This is a genomic window from Streptomyces sp. NPDC059037 (assembly GCF_042740015.1).
GTDB lineage: Bacteria > Actinomycetota > Actinomycetes > Streptomycetales > Streptomycetaceae > Streptomyces.
Genome location: NZ_JBHYIG010000237.1, coordinates 1 through 15,465 on the forward strand (window position 1 = coordinate 1; position 15,465 = coordinate 15,465).

Here is a 15,465-nt window from a genome sequence, read left to right on the forward strand (position 1 = left end):
GGGCGCTCCTTCGTCGCGTCGGCTGCGCCGATTCCGCTTCGCTCCACCCTTGACACCCGTCCCTCCACCGCGAGAAGGAAGACGACCGGGCGGCCACGAAGCGGGGCTCACGGGGACCATCCGGCGGGGCGTGCGGGTTTCCTGCCAGGTGCGGACTGGTTCGTAGCAGCGCGGCCCGCTGGAGGGGTGGGAGGGGTGCGCGGTCGGTTCGGGGATGGGTGGCCGGTTTCGTCAAGCGTCTGGCGACCGGATCTTCCGGCCCTGGCCGGGAGAAGGGCGAGAGAGGGGGTGTGGGGAACCTACTTCGGCAAAGTTGCGTTTCGTAGTGCCGCGCGCCCCCCTTGTGCCAGAACACTACTTTTCCAAAGTAGGTCCCCCACCCCCCCAGCCTGTGATGCGTGACGGTCACCCCGGAAGATCCGATCGGCAGACGCTTGACGAGACCGGCACCGATCCCCGGACAGGCCGCGCACCCCTCCACCCCACGGCGCCTGCTACGAACTAGTCCGCACCCGGCAGCGAAGCCGGACGCCCCAAGGATCCGTCCCCGTGAGCCCCGCTTCCAGGGCCGCCCGGTCATCTCCATCGTGCGGTGGAGGGGTGGGTGTCAAGGGTGGAGCGAAGCGGAATCGGCGCAGCCGACGCGTAGCGCAGCGGAGCGCCCTTTACACCCGGCCCGGAACCGCCAACCTCGGGACAACCGGGCGGCCCCGGCGCCAATCAACCACCGGTGCGGCAAAGCTTCCGCCACCCCCTAGCCGTTCAGCTCCGCCAGCACCCGCAACGTATGCCGGTCCGGCGCCAGGACAAGGAGATCCGTCACCGGCCCCTTCCGCCACAGCGCCAGCCGCTCAGCGATCCGCTCCCGCGGCCCCACCAGCGAAATCTCATCGGCGAACGCATCCGGCACGGCAAGCACCGCCTCCTCCCGGCGCCCCGCCAGAAACAGTTCCTGGATCCGCCGGGCCTCCTCCTCGAATCCCATCCGTGCCATCAGCTCCGCATGGAAGTTCCGCGCCGAGGGCCCCATCCCCCCGATGTAGAAGCCGAGCATCGCCTTCACCGGCAGCAGGCCTTCCGCCACGTCGTCGCACACTTTCGCCCGGGCCATCGGCGCGACCATGAAGCCCTCCCGAGCCCCCGCCAGCGACGCCTCGTACACATCCGTACGCATCGGCGACCAGTACAGCGGCAGCCACCCATCCGCGATCCGCGCCGTCTGGGCGATGTTCTTCGGCCCCTCCGCTCCCAGGAGCACCGGCAGATCGGCCCGCAGGGGATGCGTGATCGGCTTCAGGGGTTTGCCGAGGCCCGTCCCGTCCTCCCCCTGGTAGGGGTGCGCGTGGAAGCGGCCGTCCAGGGCCACCGGCCCTTCCCGCCGCAGGACTTGGCGGATGACATCCACGTACTCCCGCGTCGCCGTCAGCGGCGACTTCGGGAACGGACGGCCGTACCAGCCCTCCACCACCTGCGGCCCGGAGAGCCCGAGCCCGAGCATCATCCGGCCGCCGGAGAGGTGGTCGAGGGTCAGCGCGTGCATCGCGGTCGTGACCGGCGACCGCGCCGCCATCTGCGCAACCGCCGTACCCAGCTTGATCGTTGATGTCTGCGCCGCGATCCACGTCAGCGGCGTGAACGCGTCCGACCCCCAGGCCTCGGCGGTCCACACGGAGTCGTAGCCGAGCCGCTCGGCCTCCTGGGCGAGTGCGACGTGGTCGGGGTCGGGGCCGCGCCCCCAGTAGCCGAGTGCGAGTCCCAGACGCATGCCCGATCCCTTCAGATTGACTGACGGACCGTCAGTTCTTCACTGGCGGGGCGACTGTACGACAACGGCCCCCCGCCCGGAAGGGCGAGGGGCCGTCGCACTGCGACTTGCGTGGATCAGCCGCGCTGGATCCCGGTGATGTCCTGCAGGACGCCACGACGGCCGTCCTGCGTCTGGGCCACCAGGCCGGGGCCGCGCTGCTCGACGGCCAAGTACCAGGTACCGGGCGCCAGTTCGGCGATCGGGGTCGGCGAGCCGTCCTCCGCGTACAGCGGACGCGGGGCCGGAACGGCGAACCAGAACGGCGAGAAGTCGCCGGCGGCCTGCGCCTGGGCGGGCGGCGGCGTCTGCTGCTGAGCCGGCTGCGCACCGTAGGGCTGCTGCCCCTGCTGCGGCTGGGCGCCGTACGGCTGACCCTGCTGCGGCTGGCCCTGAGCACCGGGGTACCCGTAACCACCCTGCGGCTGGCCGCCGTAGGGCTGGGGGGCGGCGGGTCGCGGGGCGCCCATGAGCGGGGCCTTCAGGGCCGGAACCAGGGCGGTCGCGACCGCCGCGGCGGCAAGAACCAGGGCGGCGATCAGGCCGAGAATGAGGCCGATGCCGGCGTCGGGCCCGCCGCTGCCGCCGCCCAGGCTGCTCTCGAAGAAGAAGCCGTAGGACTGGTCGGCGTCGAAGATGGCGCCGATCGAGCTCCAGGCGGCAGCGATGGCGAAGGCGACGCCAAGCTGGCCGAGGTCGAGGCCTGCGACCTTGCGCGGCTGCGGCAGCGCACGGCCCACGACGATGAGGGCGGCAGCAATGAGGCCGAGCAGGTACACGCTCAGCAGCAGGTTGCCGTTCTCCCAGGCGTTGGGAAGCTTGTCGCTGTCGCCGCCGTCGGCGTCAAGCGTGTCGAGGAACGAGGCAATAAAGAGCAACACCGCTGCTCCGATCACCACGCCGTCGCCTCGAGTGAGGGAGCGGAAATTCACTTCAGGTCCTTCGTCAGTCGTCTCGTCAGTGGAGGCGTCGCTGTCGTCGTCGCGGTCGTGTCGCGTTGCGCGAAGCGCGGGGGTGGCCCCTCATCGTACGGACGACAATATCGTCTGGATGGGCGGGGTGTCTGCTCGGGATAAAGACCTTCACGAGATGAAGATCTTTCAGTTGCCTCGCTGTGACGTGGCTCTCTGTCGCGCCAGGCTCAGAGCGCCACCAGATCGATGACGTTGATGACCACGTGGCGGTTGGATACGACGTAGGTGATGAAGCCCCCCTTGAACGCGGCCGACCAGCTGTTGTCCCGGTTGCTCATCGCAGGCGGACCGAATGGATTGAGGATGAGCCGCTTCTCTAAGTCTTCCAGTGACGCGCGCTGTGACGCGGCCAGCCCCGCCTTGCGTTGCACTGCCCGGTCCGCGTACCTGATCGAGTAGGAGCTCACCCGTGCCTCCCCGCGTCGACCGGGTTGTTGTCAGCGTCGTAGGTGTTGCCCTCCGCGTCGCGGAAGACCAACCCGTCGGTGTCGCCTTCCGTCATGCGTTTGACGGCGTGCTCCACCTCATCCAGATAGCCAGGCGTGGCGCAGGCGCAGGCGAAGGGAAACCACTTGTCGAGTACGCCGTCCAGCGCCGTGTGATCGAAGTCCGCTGCCGCGCTGAGCCAGTCCTGCTCGAACCCTTGCAGCCAGTCGGGTCGCCGCTGGAGCGCAGCGCGCATGGCTTCTGGAGTTCTCTCGCAGGCGTGCGGGTCGACTTCGTGGACCATGGCGCGGGCCTCCGGCAGGTGGTGGGGAATCGGAGAGAGGGAAGTCCACCGTACGGGGCGGCGCATGCGGGCCACAGGAGGAAGGGGAGCCTTGCGCCTCGCCTGAACGACTGTGACCGTCCCTGGAGAAACGATCACCGGGATCTGACCCGGCTTGGACACGGGGTGCAGTCCGGCAGGCGGAACGTCGTCTGGACGATGGGCAGTCCGTCCCGGCTCGCGGTCTGCCGCCAGTAGCGGCCTGCTTGCCGTTGGGGCAGGTGAACCGGTCGGTGTCGCAGACCCCGGTGAGGGGGCTTTGTAGCCGCGCCATGCCATCCCGCGTTTGATGCTGTAGCCGGCGTTGGTGTCGTAGGGACTACCGATCGACGCCGAACCGGGCGGCAGCTCAGGAGTATCCCGCCAGGTGGTCTTGTCACGGTCCTGGCGCTGGCACTGCTGCACCCATACCTGCCGCAGCACCCGCAGGGCGGGAGCCTCCCGGAGCCAGCCGGGCGCGCGATCGGCGTAGACCGCGTCCAGCAGGCGGTAGTCGCTGGCGCGCTGCGCATACCGCTCCCACCAGGCGGCGGGGGCATTGGCGACCAACCAGGCCTATGCCGTGACCACCAGGGATTCCAGGGCGGCCCGCATCGTCTCAACGGCTAGTTCCAGACGGGTTTAGGAGACGGACGGCGGCCAGGACGTGGGTGGCGTCCGCGCGCTGCTTCCCGCCCGGGCCAAGCAACTGATGCGGCCCCCGTGACAAGCCAGCTGCGGAACTCGCTCAGCACCAAGGCATTGACCCCGGCATCAGTCAGCTCCAGCGACAGGCAGTACTTCCAGTCCAGCCTTCCGCACGGCGTCAGCGGCCACAGAGACATCAGGGATCACTTCGCCGGATCCCCGCGCCTCATTCCGGGGTCGATCAAAGGGGAGCTTTATCGCAGCACTTCGCCCCGCCGATCAAGCGACCAACAGGGCGAAGTAGAAGGACCCACTCAACGAGATTAGCCAAGAGGTTCGTAGGCTGACGGAGACTCATAAACGGTCGAGGCTAAGGGGCGAAGCGACCCATCAGGAGGTCTAGATGGGTCGCTTCGTGTGGCTGAGCGAGCGCAGGTGTTTGTGGAGCCTGCGACCGAATCAGCTCTTTGTGAACTTGTAGCAGACCCCGATCGGCTTGTAGGCCTTCTTGTTCTTGGCGACGAGCTTGTGCTTGTACGGGTTGTAGACGTTGTACACGTCGAACATCTTCCCTGAGTACCTCGTGTAGGCCTTGAGGACGCCGTACTTGCCTCGGGGGACTTCCTTGGATCCGCTCACTGTGATGCTGCGGGACTTCGTAACATCCCAACCGACCGCCGCGGTAAGGGCCTTGTAGTTGATGCTGAGACTCTTGGAGAAGGTGCTGCTCAGAGACCTGGTCTCATCTATGCGCAGGGTCATTGGCCCTCGGCCGGATGCCTCCGCTATCACTTTCTTGCCGCATTTTCCACCGATGGACTTGACGTGCTTCGGCCTGTACCAGTAGCTGTAGCTCAATCCAGCTGCCTGAACCTCTGCGGCGCGGCTGTGGCCAACTGGCGCATCGGGCACTGCGTTCGCTGTGCTGCTCGCGCCTGCGAGGCACGCGGTCATGGCGGCGAGCATGACGCCACCTCGCTGAATGATCTGGGTCTTCACGCATCCCCCTACACCCGGTTCGTCGGGCTTCAATCACCTTCGGTCGAGAGGAGTCAATCACATGCGTGTATGTGCCAGCATTGAAGTTGAGGCGGATCTGAGCATGTCATTTGGTGGCCGCCGACGGATGTGGACGCTGGGGAATGGATGGGCAGGGGCGAGTCGGTCGCAGTGCGCCTATGGCGTGCCTGGTTCGCTGGTCGCTACGAGTTCAGGAAGGCTGTGATGCCGTCCGAGATGCCCTGCGCCGCCTTCTGCCGCCACGCGCCACTGGTCAGCAGTGCCTCGTCCTTGGCGTCCCGCATATTGCCGCACTCGATGAACACCTTGGGAACGGTTGACAGGTTGAGGCCGCCCAGATCCTTGCGTACGTCGAGTCCCGTGCCGTCGCCGATGTAGTTGGAGGGGGCGCTGCCCGTCGCGCTCACGAACTTGCCCGCGATGCGTTCGCCCAGGTCGCGGGAGGGGGCGACGATCGCTGTGGTGTCCGCGGCGCCCGACTTCACCGATGCGGGAAGGATCACATGGAAGCCGCGGTTGCCCGCCGCCGAGCCGTCGGCGTGGACGGAGACGACGGCGTCCGCGTGGGCCTCGTTGCCGATGCGGGCTCGCTCGTCGACACAGGGGCCCCAGGGGCGGTCGGCATCCTGGGTGAACTTGACCGTGGCGCCCTGCTTCTCGAGGAGGGTGCGCAGGCGGTGCGAGACGTCGAGGGTGAACTGGGCCTCGGTGTAGCCGTTGTTGGTCGACGTGCCCGTGGTGTCGCATTCCTTGCGGTTCGTCCCGATGTTCACCAGGCGGTTGATCTCCGCCGTGTGCTTGACGTTGCCCGGGTTGTGGCCGGGGTCGATCACGACGACCTTGCCCTTGAGGGGGCCGGAAGCCGCGGGACGGCCGCTCGTCTTGGACGGCTTCGCCGGCTTTGAGGTGCTCGGGTCGCCGCCGTCCTTGCCGTCGTCCTTGTCACCCTTGCCGTCCTTCTCGGACGTTGACGGGGAGGGCTCGGTGGAGGACGACCCCTGCGCCGACTGGCTCGACGCGGGGAGGGTTCTGGGCGGCTCGCTGCCGCCGGGGCCGCTCGTGGCCTCGTAAATGAGCCACCCCGCAAGGCATGTCGGCACCAGCGCGGCGAGCGTCACGGTGAGCGGGCCGCCGCTGAAACGGCGGGGCGGGCGTGGGGGATGACTGTCCGGACCTACGTACGACACGACAGCCACCTTACGGGCCGTTCACGTGCTCCGCAGGGTCCCCGGACTCTCCGCCAGTTCCGCAGGGCGGCCCCGAACCGGTGACGCAAACACCGGACCGGGGCCTTGATCCGAACCTGCGCCCGCGCCCGTACTACGTGTTGGGGTTCACACCACCCATGCAGACGACCCCATAGCCCCCGAAGTCCCTGCCGGCGTCACTGCTGTACCCACCGGGCCGGATCGTGCCGTCCACCACATAGCCGGAGCCCGCAATGCTCTTGTATTGATGCAGGCCTTGGTGCTGGTCGACGTCACCTTCAGGACTCTGTAATCAGGGGGACTTCAATACGGAACCGGGCCTCCGGGGCTTGGACTGGGACGCATGCGAGCCGGAGGGAGGCGGAGAGCCGTTCGATGGGTACATGCGGGAACTTGGGACGTACCGGGCGCGGAAGTCACCCACGACATGGAGGCGGGCATCGCCGTGGACCACAACGAGGTCGAGCGGCCGGAGGGCGTGGGCGACGCGGCGCTCCTGGAGTCGACCGCGGTCACGGGAGATGACGGGGTCGAGAGCGAGTACGACTCCCCGAAGCACTACACCGCCGAGGTCCCGTCGGCGGTGTGATCCTCAGCGTCGGCAAGGACCTCTACGGCGCTGCGTAGACCCGGTGGGGTCAGATCCCCGCTCCCGTTCGCCGCAGGACGCGCAGCGAGTCCGTCGCCGAGACCTCGGTGAACGCGCCGGACTCCAGTGCCCTGAGGTAGACGCGGTACGGAGCCTGGCCGGTCATGATGTCCACCGGGTCCGGGAAGACGTCGTGGATCAGGAGGAGGCCGCCCTGCGCGACGTGCGGCGCCCATCCCTCGTAGTCGGCCGTGGCGTGCTCGTCCGTGTGGCCGCCGTCGATGAAGACCAGGCCGAGCGGCCCGCCCCACGCCTTCGCCACCTGCGGCGAGCGCCCCACGATCGCGATCACGTGCTCCTCCAGGCCCGCGTGGTGCAGCGTGCGGCGGAAGGTCGGGAGCGTGTCCATCTGCCCGACCTCGGGGTCGACCGTCTCCGGGTCGTGGTACTCCCAGCCCGGCTGCTGTTCCTCGCTGCCGCGGTGGTGGTCGACCGTGATCGCCGTGACGCCCGCCTCGCGTGCGGCGTCCGCGAGCAGGATCGTGGAGCGGCCGCAGTACGTGCCGACCTCCAGGAGCGGAAGGCCGAGCGCCGCGGCCTCGGTCGCCGCCGCGTACAGGGCGAGGCCCTCGTCGGCCGGCATGAAGCCCTTGGCCGCCTCGAAGGCGGCGAGAATCTCCGGCTTGGGCTGCGCGGCGGCGGCCATGGGGTTCCTCCCGGTCGTAAGGGTCGTCAGGTCGTGAAGATCGAAAATACGGTGGGGTTCCTCTGGGGGCCGCCCTATGCTGCCGCATGGCCCGGCCGTTCAGGGAGGCGGGGCCGTTCACCAGGAGCGGAAGGCAGCGCACCCATGAATCTCGTACCGGCCGATCCGACGGTGCTGCACCCGTTCCCGGACCAGCCTCGTGTCGTGCTTCTGAAGCCGCTGGTGACGTCGGAACTGATCGAGGTCGGCGAGTTCTCCTATTACGACGACCCGGAGCACGCCACCGAGTTCGAGACGCGCAACGTGCTCTATCACTACGGGCCGGAGAAGCTCCGCATCGGAAAGTTCTGTGCGTTCGGGACGGGGGTGCGCTTCATCATGAACGGGGCGAACCACCGGATGGACGGGCCTTCGACCTTCCCCTTCCCCATCATGGGCGGCGCCTGGTCCGAGCACTTCGATCTGATCAGCGGGCTGCCGGGGCGGGGTGACACCGTCGTCGGCCATGACGTCTGGTTCGGGTACGACGTGATGGTGATGCCCGGCGTGCGCATCGGGCACGGGGCGGTGATCGCTTCCGGGTCCGTGGTGGTGGACGACGTTCCTGACTACGGGGTGGTCGGGGGCAATCCCGCCAAGCTGATTCGTACGCGATACAGCGAGTCGGAGGTGGAGCGGCTGCTCGCGGTGGCGTGGTGGGACTGGCCCGCGGAGCACCTCACGGAGCATGTCCGGACCGTCATGTCCGGCACGATCGATGATCTGGAGAAGGCCGCGCCGCGGGATTAGTCGCGGCGCGGGATGAGTCGCGGCGCGAGATGAGCCGCGGCGCGAGATGAGCCGCGGCGCGAGATGAGCGCTCTTGTTTTCAGCCCTTCGCCAGCTCCCCCGCCGAAGGCACCCGGTTGGTGACCTCGGCACCGGCGCTCTTCCCCGCGTCCTTCACGGAGTTGATGACCTCGTCGAAGGAGCTGACCACCGCGTCCGTCGAGTCGCCCTTGCGGAGCTTCGACGGGAGGCCCTTCAGGGCCTCGATGCCCGCCGTCAGGGGTGCCACCGCACGCGCCAGCGTCGGGTCACCCTGCGCGTTCTTCGTCGCCGCCTTCAGGCGGTTGTAGGCGAGGGTCCCGGCCAGGCCCGCCTTGACCAGGGCGACCTTCCTGCCGTCCGCGCCGCTCTTGAACTTGCCCGCGCGATACGGCTTCACGATCCACTGGTACGTCGCCCCGGCCGCGATCCCCGCGTTGGCGACGAACCGCGTCTTCGCGAACTTCTGCCGCTCCGCCGAACTCGTGCCGGACGGCGTCGCCGACGCGTCGCCGTCGTCACCGCCGCAGGCCGTGCCGCCCGCGAGGAGCGTGCAGCACAGGACGGGCGCGACGAGGGACCGGCGTACGGAGGCGGACGGAGACACGGGAGACCTCCCAGGGGCGACGGCTCTCCCGGTAGCCTCACCTCCGCCGGCGGGGGCCGCCACCCGAGCGGGCCCGTACGGGTTTCAAGCAGACCGTGTTTCAAGCGGGCCGCGCCCGGTACCCGTCCCCCATGTCCACCCGACACATGTCAGGCCGGCGCGCCCAAGCCACCGGCCAAGCAGCGAAGATCATCGCCGTCGTCGCCGACGTGATGGGCGTCGTCCTCGGGCTCTGGATCCTGATGTACCTGCTCGACGCCAACCGCGCCAACGACCTCGTCCAATTCGTGCATGACGTGGCGCGCTGGCTCGCGGGCTGGTCACATGACCTGTTCACGTTCGATGACGCCTGGGCGAGGGTCGTCGCCGGTTACGGGCTCGCAGCCGTCGTGTACGTCTTCGTGGGCCACGCCATCGCGGGGCGCCTGCGCCGCTACTGACCCCCGGCCGGAGCCCCGCAGCACTCCGGGGCGAGGCCCACCGGCAGTCGGTCGCCCGAGAACACCGCGCAGGTGGCCTCGTCGCCGCCCAGCGCCGCCACGGCGAGCAGGATCGAGCCCGCCGTCCATGACGTCAGCTCGCGGGGCCAGATCGCCTTGTCGTCGAAGACGTAGCCCGTCCAGTAGAGGCCGGACTCCGGGTCGCGCAGGTGCTGGATGGACTGCAGGATCTCCAGGGCGCGGTCCGACTCGCCCAATACCCAGAGGGAGAGGGCCAGTTCGGCGCTCTCGCCGCCCGTCACCCAGTTGTTGGGGACGACGCAGCGCACGCCGAGGCCGGGGACGACGAAACGGTTCCAGTCCGACTCCATGCGGGACTTGGCCTGCTCGCCGGTCAGTGCACCGCCCAGGATCGGGTAGTACCAGTCCATCGAGTAGCGGTCCTTGTCCAGGAACCGCTCGGGGTGGCTGCGGATCGCGTGGGCGAGTGAGCCCGTGGCCAACTCCCAGTCCGGTTGGGGTTCTTCGCGTTGGTCCGCGATCGCCAGGGCGCAGCGCAGCGCCTGGTGGATCGATGAACTGCCGGTCAGGAGCGCCTCGTTCACCGGGGTGCCGTCGGGCTCGCGCTTCCAGCCGATCTCGCCGCCGGGTTGTTGAAGAGCCAGGACGAACTCCACCGACGCCATCACCGCGGGCCACATGCGGTCCAGGAACGTGTCGTCACCGGTGGAGAGGTAGTGGTGCCAGACGCCGACCGACAGGTACGCGCAGAAGTTCGTCTCGCGGCCACGGTCCGTCACGTCGTGCGGGTCGCCGTCGGCGTATGCCGCGTACCAGGAGCCGTCCGGGTTCTGGTGCCGGGCCAGCCACTCGTAGGCGCGGGCCGCCGCCGCGTGCTCGCCCGCCGCGTCCAGCGCCATCGCGGCCTCGGTGTGGTCCCACGGGTCCAGGTGGTGGCCGCGGAACCACGGGATCGCGCCGTCCTCGCGCTGGACGGCGAGTATCCCGCGTACCGTGTGCGTGGCCTGATCGGCCGTCAGGACTCCGGGCAGGACGAGGTGCTCCGTCCGCTCCGGGCTCGTCACGCGTCGGTCTTCGCGTCGGTCTTCGCGTCGGTCTTCGGCAGGTGCGGCTTGGTCGCGTACGCCACGAAGCTCTTGCCGACGATCGGGTTGAGCAGCTGCTCCGCCACCTTCGTGGCCAGGGGCTTCTTCATGATGTCCCAGACCAGGAGCTTGTGGTACGCCCGCACCGGCAGCGCCTTGTCGTTGTCCACGCCGAACGCGCACTTGAGCCACCAGTACGGCGAGTGCAGGGCGTGCGCGTGGTGCGTGCCGTACGGCTTGAGGCCCGCTTCGCGCATCCTGCCGAGCAGTTCGTCCGCCTTGTAGATGCGGATGTGCCCGCCCTCGACCTCGTGGTAGGCGTCCGACAGGGCCCAGCAGACCTTCTCGGGGCCGTAGCGCGGGACGGTCACGGCGATGCGGCCGCCGGGCTTCAGGACCCGGACCATCTCCGCCAGTACGCCCTTGTCGTCGGGGATGTGCTCCATCACCTCGGAGATGATCACGACGTCGAACGAGGCGTCGGGGAAGGGGAGGTTGAGCGCGTCGCCCTCCATCGCCGTCGCGGTGGCGCCGGCCGGGGCCTCGCCCGCCTCCTTCATCGCGGCGAACCACTTGGCGACCTCGCGGATCTCCTCGCCGTTCTGGTCGAGTGCCACCACCTGGGCGCCGCGCCGGTAGCACTCGAAGGCGTGCCGGCCCGCGCCGCAGCCCAGATCGAGTACGCGGTCGCCCGCGGCGAGCGGGAAGCGGGTGAAGTCGACGGTCAGCATCAGCGATGGCTCCCGGAGTATGTCGGGGTGGCCGCGGGGCGGCGGCCGGATGGCGAACCCGCGAGGGGGGTCCCCCCGCGCGAGCGAGTTCGAGCGTGGGGGAGGGCGATCGCCGCGCGGTACAGCTCTGCGGTGCCCTGGGCGGCGCGGGCCCAGGTGAAGTTGGCGAGCACCCGCTCGCGGCCCGCGGCGCCCAGGCGGACGCGCAGTTCGCGGTCGCCGAGCAGCCGGGTCAGGCCGTCGGCCAGGGCGCCGGGGTCGCCCGGCGGGACGGCAAGACACGTCTCGCCGTCGCGGCCCGCGACCTCCGGGATCGCGCCGCCGGTCGTCGCGAGCAGCGGCGTACCGGTCGCCATCGCCTCCGCCGCGGGGAGCGAGAAGCCCTCGTACAGCGAAGGCACGCACGCGATCTGCGCCGAGCGGACCAGGTCGACCAGTTCGGCGTCGGTGATGCCCTTGACGAACTCGACGGCGCCTTGCAGGCCGTGCCGCTCGATCGCCTGGGCCACCGGGCCGTCCTCGGCGCGCTTGCCGACGACGACGAGGTGGGCCGCGGGGTTCTCGGTGCGGACCTTGGCCAGCGCCTCGATGAGGTAGATCAGGCCCTTGAGCGGGACGTCCGCGCTGGACGTCGTCACGATGCGGCCCGGCACCTCGGGGACGGACGGGTCGGGCGAGAAGAGGTTCGTGTCGGCGCCGATGTGGACGACGCTGATGCGGTCGTCGCGTACGCCGAGGTGGTCGACGATCTCCTGGCGCGAGGTGCCGGAGACGGTGAGCACGGAGGGCAGTCTGCGGGCCACGCGCTTCTGCATGCGGGTGAACGCGTACCAGCGGCGGACGGACATCCGGCGCTTCCAGTCGGGCGCCGCGTCCAGCTCCAACTGGCGGTCCACGGTGATGGGGTGGTGGATCGTCGAGACGAGCGGTGCGCCCAGGTCACCCAACAGGCCGTAGCCGAGCGTCTGGTTGTCGTGTACGACGTCGAACTCGCCCCGCCTGGCGCGCAGATGGCGGCGGGCGCGCAGGCTGAAGGTGGCGGGCTCGGGGAAGCCGCCGGTCCACATCGTCGCCACTTCGAGCGCGTCGACCCAGTCGCGGTACTCGTCGCGCTTCGGCGTGCGGAAGGGATCGGGCGAGCGGTAGAGGTCGAGGCTCGGCAGCTCGGTGAGCTTGAGGCCTTCGAGACCCGCGCCCTCGTCCAGGACGGGATAGGGCTGCGCGCCGATCACTTCGACGCTGTGGCCGAGGCGGGCGAGCTCGCGTGAGAGATGGCGTACGTAGACGCCTTGTCCCCCGCAGAACGGGTTCCCTTTATACGTGAGGAGAGCGATGCGCAACGGTCGGTCACCCTCGGCGTCCGGCCCCGTCCGGGGGCCCGCCTCCATGGCCTCAGCGGTCACTCTCGGCCCCCTTCTCCGTGCAGTTGTCCGCGAGGTTACGCCGGGACGGTAATCTAGAACAAGTTTCAGACTTGGTCACTGAATGATCGTTGAATGATCGCTGGACGAGCTCTGAATCTACCGGCAGGTAGCCGAGCTGTAAGGCCCGGATCAGGTGATTCGCGCCACGGCGGGCGCCCTGCCATGCTGACCGGCGACCTCGCTGGAACGGGACGACGGAACAACGGGACATATGACAGCGGAAGCCAGAGCAGTGGACGTCACGGCGGCTGATCCGGCGTCGCCGCCCCTGACCGAACGGCAGGAGGCGCGCCGCCGCCGCATCCTGCACGCCAGCGCCCAGCTCGCCAGCAGGGGCGGCTTCGACGCGGTGCAGATGCGTGAGGTCGCCGAGTCCTCCAGCGTCGCGCTCGGCACGCTGTACCGCTACTTCCCCTCCAAGGTGCATCTCCTGGTCGCGACGATGCAGGACCAGCTGCAGCACATGCACGGGACGATCCGTAAGCGCCCGCCCGCCGGCGAGACCCCGGCCGAGCGGGTCGCCGAGACGCTGATGCGGGCCTTCCGCGCCCTGCAGCGCGAGCCGCATCTGGCGGACGCGATGGTGCGGGCGCTGACCTTCGCCGACCGTTCGGTGAGCCCCGAGGTGGACACGGTCTCGCGGCTGACCACGGCGATCATCCTGGACGCGATGGGCCTGACGGAGCCGCCGACGCCCGAGCAGCTCTCGGCGGTCCGGGTCATCGAGCACACCTGGCACTCCGCCCTGATCACCTGGCTCTCCGGGCGGGCGTCGATCGCCCAGGTCAAGATCGACATCGAGATGGTGTGCCGCCTCATCGATCTGACGGCGCCGGAAACGGCGTAGACCCCCGCGCACGGGGCACAGGGGGCGCACTGTCGCCTGGCAATTGCGCCCCCGCGCCTCTCCCGGTCGTGCTTGGCCAGATATCCGCGTCCGTGCGGACCCTCGGCGCCACTATGAATGGCTTACGTGCTGAACGAAGCAGCCGGAACCGTGGCGGAGCTGGAGGGGCGGAACGTGATCCGGGTACTTCTCGTGCACGATGCCCGTCTGCTGCGATCGGCCCTGGCGGAACGTCTCGCCCGGGAGCCGGACCTGGAGGTGTTCCATACGCCGTGGAACAACGCCCGCGAGCGAACGGGCGCGGTGCGGCCCGACCTCTGCGTGGTCGACCCCGACAGCGAGACGGAGTACGCGTCCGACGCGCTCGAGGAACTGTGCCGGCCGGTGAGCGGCGCCCCGGGCCACCCGGGCTGCCCGATCCTCGTGCTGGCCAGCGGAGACCGTCCTGGCCTGCTGCGCCGCAGCATGGACGCCGGAGCCCTCGGTTACGTCGACAAGGGCAGCGGCCCCGAACGGCTGCTGGCCGGGATCAGGGCGGTGGCGGCCGGCCACCGGTACGTGGACGATTCACTGGGTCACGGCTTCCTGAAGGCCGCTCAGATGCCGTTGACCCACCGGGAGTTGATGGTGCTCTCACTCGCCGCCGGGGGCGCTCCCGTCGCCGAGATAGCGCACCGCCTGCATCTGTCCAACGGGACGGTGCGCAACTACATGGCCGCCATCACCCGCAAGACCGGGGCCCGCAACAGGATCGACGCGATCCGGATCTCGCGCGGGGAGGGCTGGGTCTGAAGTCCCGTCAGTCCCGTCAGTCCCGTCAGTCCCGTCAGTCCCGTCAGTCCCGTTCGCGGGCCCCCAGTTGCCGGCCAGATCGCGGTAGAGCGCGGACCGTTCGACGAGCTCCGCATGGCTGCCGCACAGGGTGCGCGGCCCGTCCATCACCAGGATCCGGTCCGCGCGCCGGGCCGAGCTGATGCGGTGGGCGATGACGACGAGGGTGCCGCCGGGGCGGGCCGCGAACGCGCGTTCGGCGCGGGACTCGGCCACCGGGTCGAGGTGGCAGGTGGCCTCGTCGAGGAGGGCGAGCGGTGCGTACGAGAGATGGGCGCGGGTCAGCGCCATGAGCTGGCGCTCGCCCGCGGAAAGCGTGGCAGGGTCGACCGGCGCCGCGAGCCCGCCGAGCCGTTCGATGAGCACATCGGCCCCGACGGCTCGCGCGGCCGCCACGAGCTCGCCGTCCGGCACTTCGCCCGCCCGCAGATAGGCCAGGTTCTCCCGCACCGAGCCACTGAAGACATACGCCTCCTGCGGAATCAACACCCGCCGCGCAACGGCCTCTTGCCCCAGCACCGCCTTCCCGTCCACCCGGACGATCCCCTCCCCCGGCGTCAGCAGCCCGGCGACCAGACCCGCCAGCGTCGACTTCCCGATCCCGCTCGGCCCGACGACGGCCAGGTGACCGCCGCGGGGGACGGTGAGCGACAGATCGCGTACGACGGGCTCGGCGCGGGGGCCGTAGGCGAAGGTGACGCGGGACAGATGGAGGGCGGGCGGCGCCTTGGGGGGAGCGGAATCGGGGGCTTTGGGGCCGGGGGTGGGTGCGGATTCCGGCTCGGGCGCGGAGCCCGGCTCGGGCGCGGAGCCCGGCTCGGGCACGGAGCCCGGCTCGGGCACGGAGCCCGGCTCGGGCACGGAGCCCGGCTCGGGCACAGAGCCCGGCTCGGGCACAGAGCCCGGCTCGGGCACAGAGCCCGGCTCGGGCACAGAGCCCGGCTCGGGCACAGAGCCCGGCTCGGGCACAGAGCC

The 15,465-nt window shown here is 69.6% G+C and carries 16 protein-coding genes and 1 pseudogene; 5 read left to right on the forward strand and 12 right to left on the reverse strand.

Annotation, left to right across the window (positions count from 1 at the left end; genetic code table 11):
- Window positions 1-754 precede the first annotated feature (754 nt).
- From ACFWY6_RS34575 to ACFWY6_RS34600, 6 genes are all read right to left on the reverse strand, one after another.
- A complete protein-coding gene (locus ACFWY6_RS34575; RefSeq protein WP_384699077.1) occupies window positions 755-1,765 on the reverse strand; it encodes an LLM class F420-dependent oxidoreductase in 1,011 nt (336 codons plus the stop codon).
- Window positions 1,766-1,881: 116 nt separating this feature from the next.
- Window positions 1,882-2,736, reverse strand: coding sequence for a hypothetical protein (locus ACFWY6_RS34580; protein WP_384699080.1), 855 nt, complete (start codon window positions 2,734-2,736; stop codon window positions 1,882-1,884).
- A 209-nt stretch (window positions 2,737-2,945) separates the two neighbouring features.
- Complete coding sequence (locus ACFWY6_RS34585) at window positions 2,946-3,185, reverse strand: hypothetical protein (RefSeq protein WP_384699082.1); 240 nt, start codon at window positions 3,183-3,185, stop codon at window positions 2,946-2,948.
- Window positions 3,182-4,096 (reverse strand): DUF6247 family protein, encoded by a 915-nt coding sequence (locus ACFWY6_RS34590; protein ID WP_384699085.1) that lies wholly within the window; start codon window positions 4,094-4,096, stop codon window positions 3,182-3,184. The genes ACFWY6_RS34585 and ACFWY6_RS34590 overlap by 4 nt, the downstream gene beginning before the upstream one ends.
- A gap of 537 nt (window positions 4,097-4,633) precedes the next feature.
- On the reverse strand, window positions 4,634-5,173 hold the full coding sequence (locus tag ACFWY6_RS34595; protein WP_384699088.1) for a hypothetical protein: 540 nt from the start codon (window positions 5,171-5,173) through the stop codon (window positions 4,634-4,636).
- 203 nt (window positions 5,174-5,376) lie between these two features.
- A complete protein-coding gene (locus ACFWY6_RS34600; protein WP_384699090.1) occupies window positions 5,377-6,381 on the reverse strand; it encodes an N-acetylmuramoyl-L-alanine amidase in 1,005 nt (334 codons plus the stop codon).
- 448 nt (window positions 6,382-6,829) lie between these two features.
- On the opposite strand from ACFWY6_RS34600, the gene ACFWY6_RS34605 reads away from it, so the two are divergent.
- Window positions 6,830-6,991 carry a hypothetical protein gene (locus tag ACFWY6_RS34605; protein WP_384699093.1) on the forward strand — a complete coding sequence of 54 codons (162 nt, stop codon included), beginning with the start codon at window positions 6,830-6,832 and terminating at the stop codon, window positions 6,989-6,991.
- A 49-nt stretch (window positions 6,992-7,040) separates the two neighbouring features.
- Here the strand turns inward: ACFWY6_RS34605 and ACFWY6_RS34610 are convergent, their stop codons facing one another.
- Window positions 7,041-7,697 carry a class I SAM-dependent methyltransferase gene (locus tag ACFWY6_RS34610; RefSeq protein ID WP_384699096.1) on the reverse strand — a complete coding sequence of 219 codons (657 nt, stop codon included), beginning with the start codon at window positions 7,695-7,697 and terminating at the stop codon, window positions 7,041-7,043.
- Between the two features lie 144 nt (window positions 7,698-7,841).
- On the opposite strand from ACFWY6_RS34610, the gene ACFWY6_RS34615 reads away from it, so the two are divergent.
- Window positions 7,842-8,486: a CatB-related O-acetyltransferase gene (locus tag ACFWY6_RS34615; RefSeq protein ID WP_384699099.1), complete on the forward strand. Its 645-nt coding sequence runs from the start codon at window positions 7,842-7,844 to the stop codon at window positions 8,484-8,486.
- 79 nt (window positions 8,487-8,565) lie between these two features.
- Here ACFWY6_RS34615 and ACFWY6_RS34620 read toward each other — a convergent pair whose 3' ends face one another.
- Entirely contained in the window at window positions 8,566-9,111 is a 546-nt protein-coding gene (locus tag ACFWY6_RS34620; RefSeq protein ID WP_384699102.1) for a hypothetical protein, read from the reverse strand.
- A gap of 146 nt (window positions 9,112-9,257) precedes the next feature.
- Here ACFWY6_RS34620 and ACFWY6_RS34625 point away from each other — a divergent pair, with 146 nt between their 5' ends.
- On the forward strand, window positions 9,258-9,551 hold the full coding sequence (locus tag ACFWY6_RS34625) for a hypothetical protein (RefSeq protein ID WP_384699116.1): 294 nt from the start codon (window positions 9,258-9,260) through the stop codon (window positions 9,549-9,551).
- On the opposite strand, the gene ACFWY6_RS34630 is transcribed toward ACFWY6_RS34625, so the two are convergent.
- Genes ACFWY6_RS34630 through ACFWY6_RS34640 form a run of 3 tightly spaced genes read right to left on the reverse strand, consistent with a single transcriptional unit; the run spans window position 9,545 to window position 12,791 of the window.
- Entirely contained in the window at window positions 9,545-10,636 is a 1,092-nt protein-coding gene (locus ACFWY6_RS34630) for a prenyltransferase (protein ID WP_384699105.1), read from the reverse strand. The genes ACFWY6_RS34625 and ACFWY6_RS34630 overlap by 7 nt on opposite strands.
- Window positions 10,633-11,388 carry a methyltransferase domain-containing protein gene (locus ACFWY6_RS34635; protein ID WP_384699108.1) on the reverse strand — a complete coding sequence of 252 codons (756 nt, stop codon included), beginning with the start codon at window positions 11,386-11,388 and terminating at the stop codon, window positions 10,633-10,635. The genes ACFWY6_RS34630 and ACFWY6_RS34635 overlap by 4 nt, the downstream gene beginning before the upstream one ends.
- On the reverse strand, window positions 11,388-12,791 hold the full coding sequence (locus ACFWY6_RS34640) for a glycosyltransferase family 4 protein (RefSeq protein ID WP_384699111.1): 1,404 nt from the start codon (window positions 12,789-12,791) through the stop codon (window positions 11,388-11,390). The genes ACFWY6_RS34635 and ACFWY6_RS34640 overlap by 1 nt, the downstream gene beginning before the upstream one ends.
- Before the next feature lie 232 nt (window positions 12,792-13,023).
- Between ACFWY6_RS34640 and ACFWY6_RS34645 the strand changes: the two genes are divergently transcribed.
- Both ACFWY6_RS34645 and ACFWY6_RS34650 read left to right on the forward strand, forming a co-directional pair.
- Complete coding sequence (locus ACFWY6_RS34645; RefSeq protein WP_384699114.1) at window positions 13,024-13,659, forward strand: TetR family transcriptional regulator; 636 nt, start codon at window positions 13,024-13,026, stop codon at window positions 13,657-13,659.
- A gap of 174 nt (window positions 13,660-13,833) precedes the next feature.
- Window positions 13,834-14,451, forward strand: a complete 618-nt coding sequence (locus ACFWY6_RS34650; RefSeq protein WP_384699119.1) for a LuxR C-terminal-related transcriptional regulator — start codon at window positions 13,834-13,836, stop codon at window positions 14,449-14,451.
- A gap of 330 nt (window positions 14,452-14,781) precedes the next feature.
- Here the strand turns inward: ACFWY6_RS34650 and ACFWY6_RS34655 are convergent.
- Window positions 14,782-15,459: pseudogene (locus ACFWY6_RS34655) on the reverse strand (ATP-binding cassette domain-containing protein); the annotation flags it as partial.
- Window positions 15,460-15,465 lie beyond the last annotated feature (6 nt).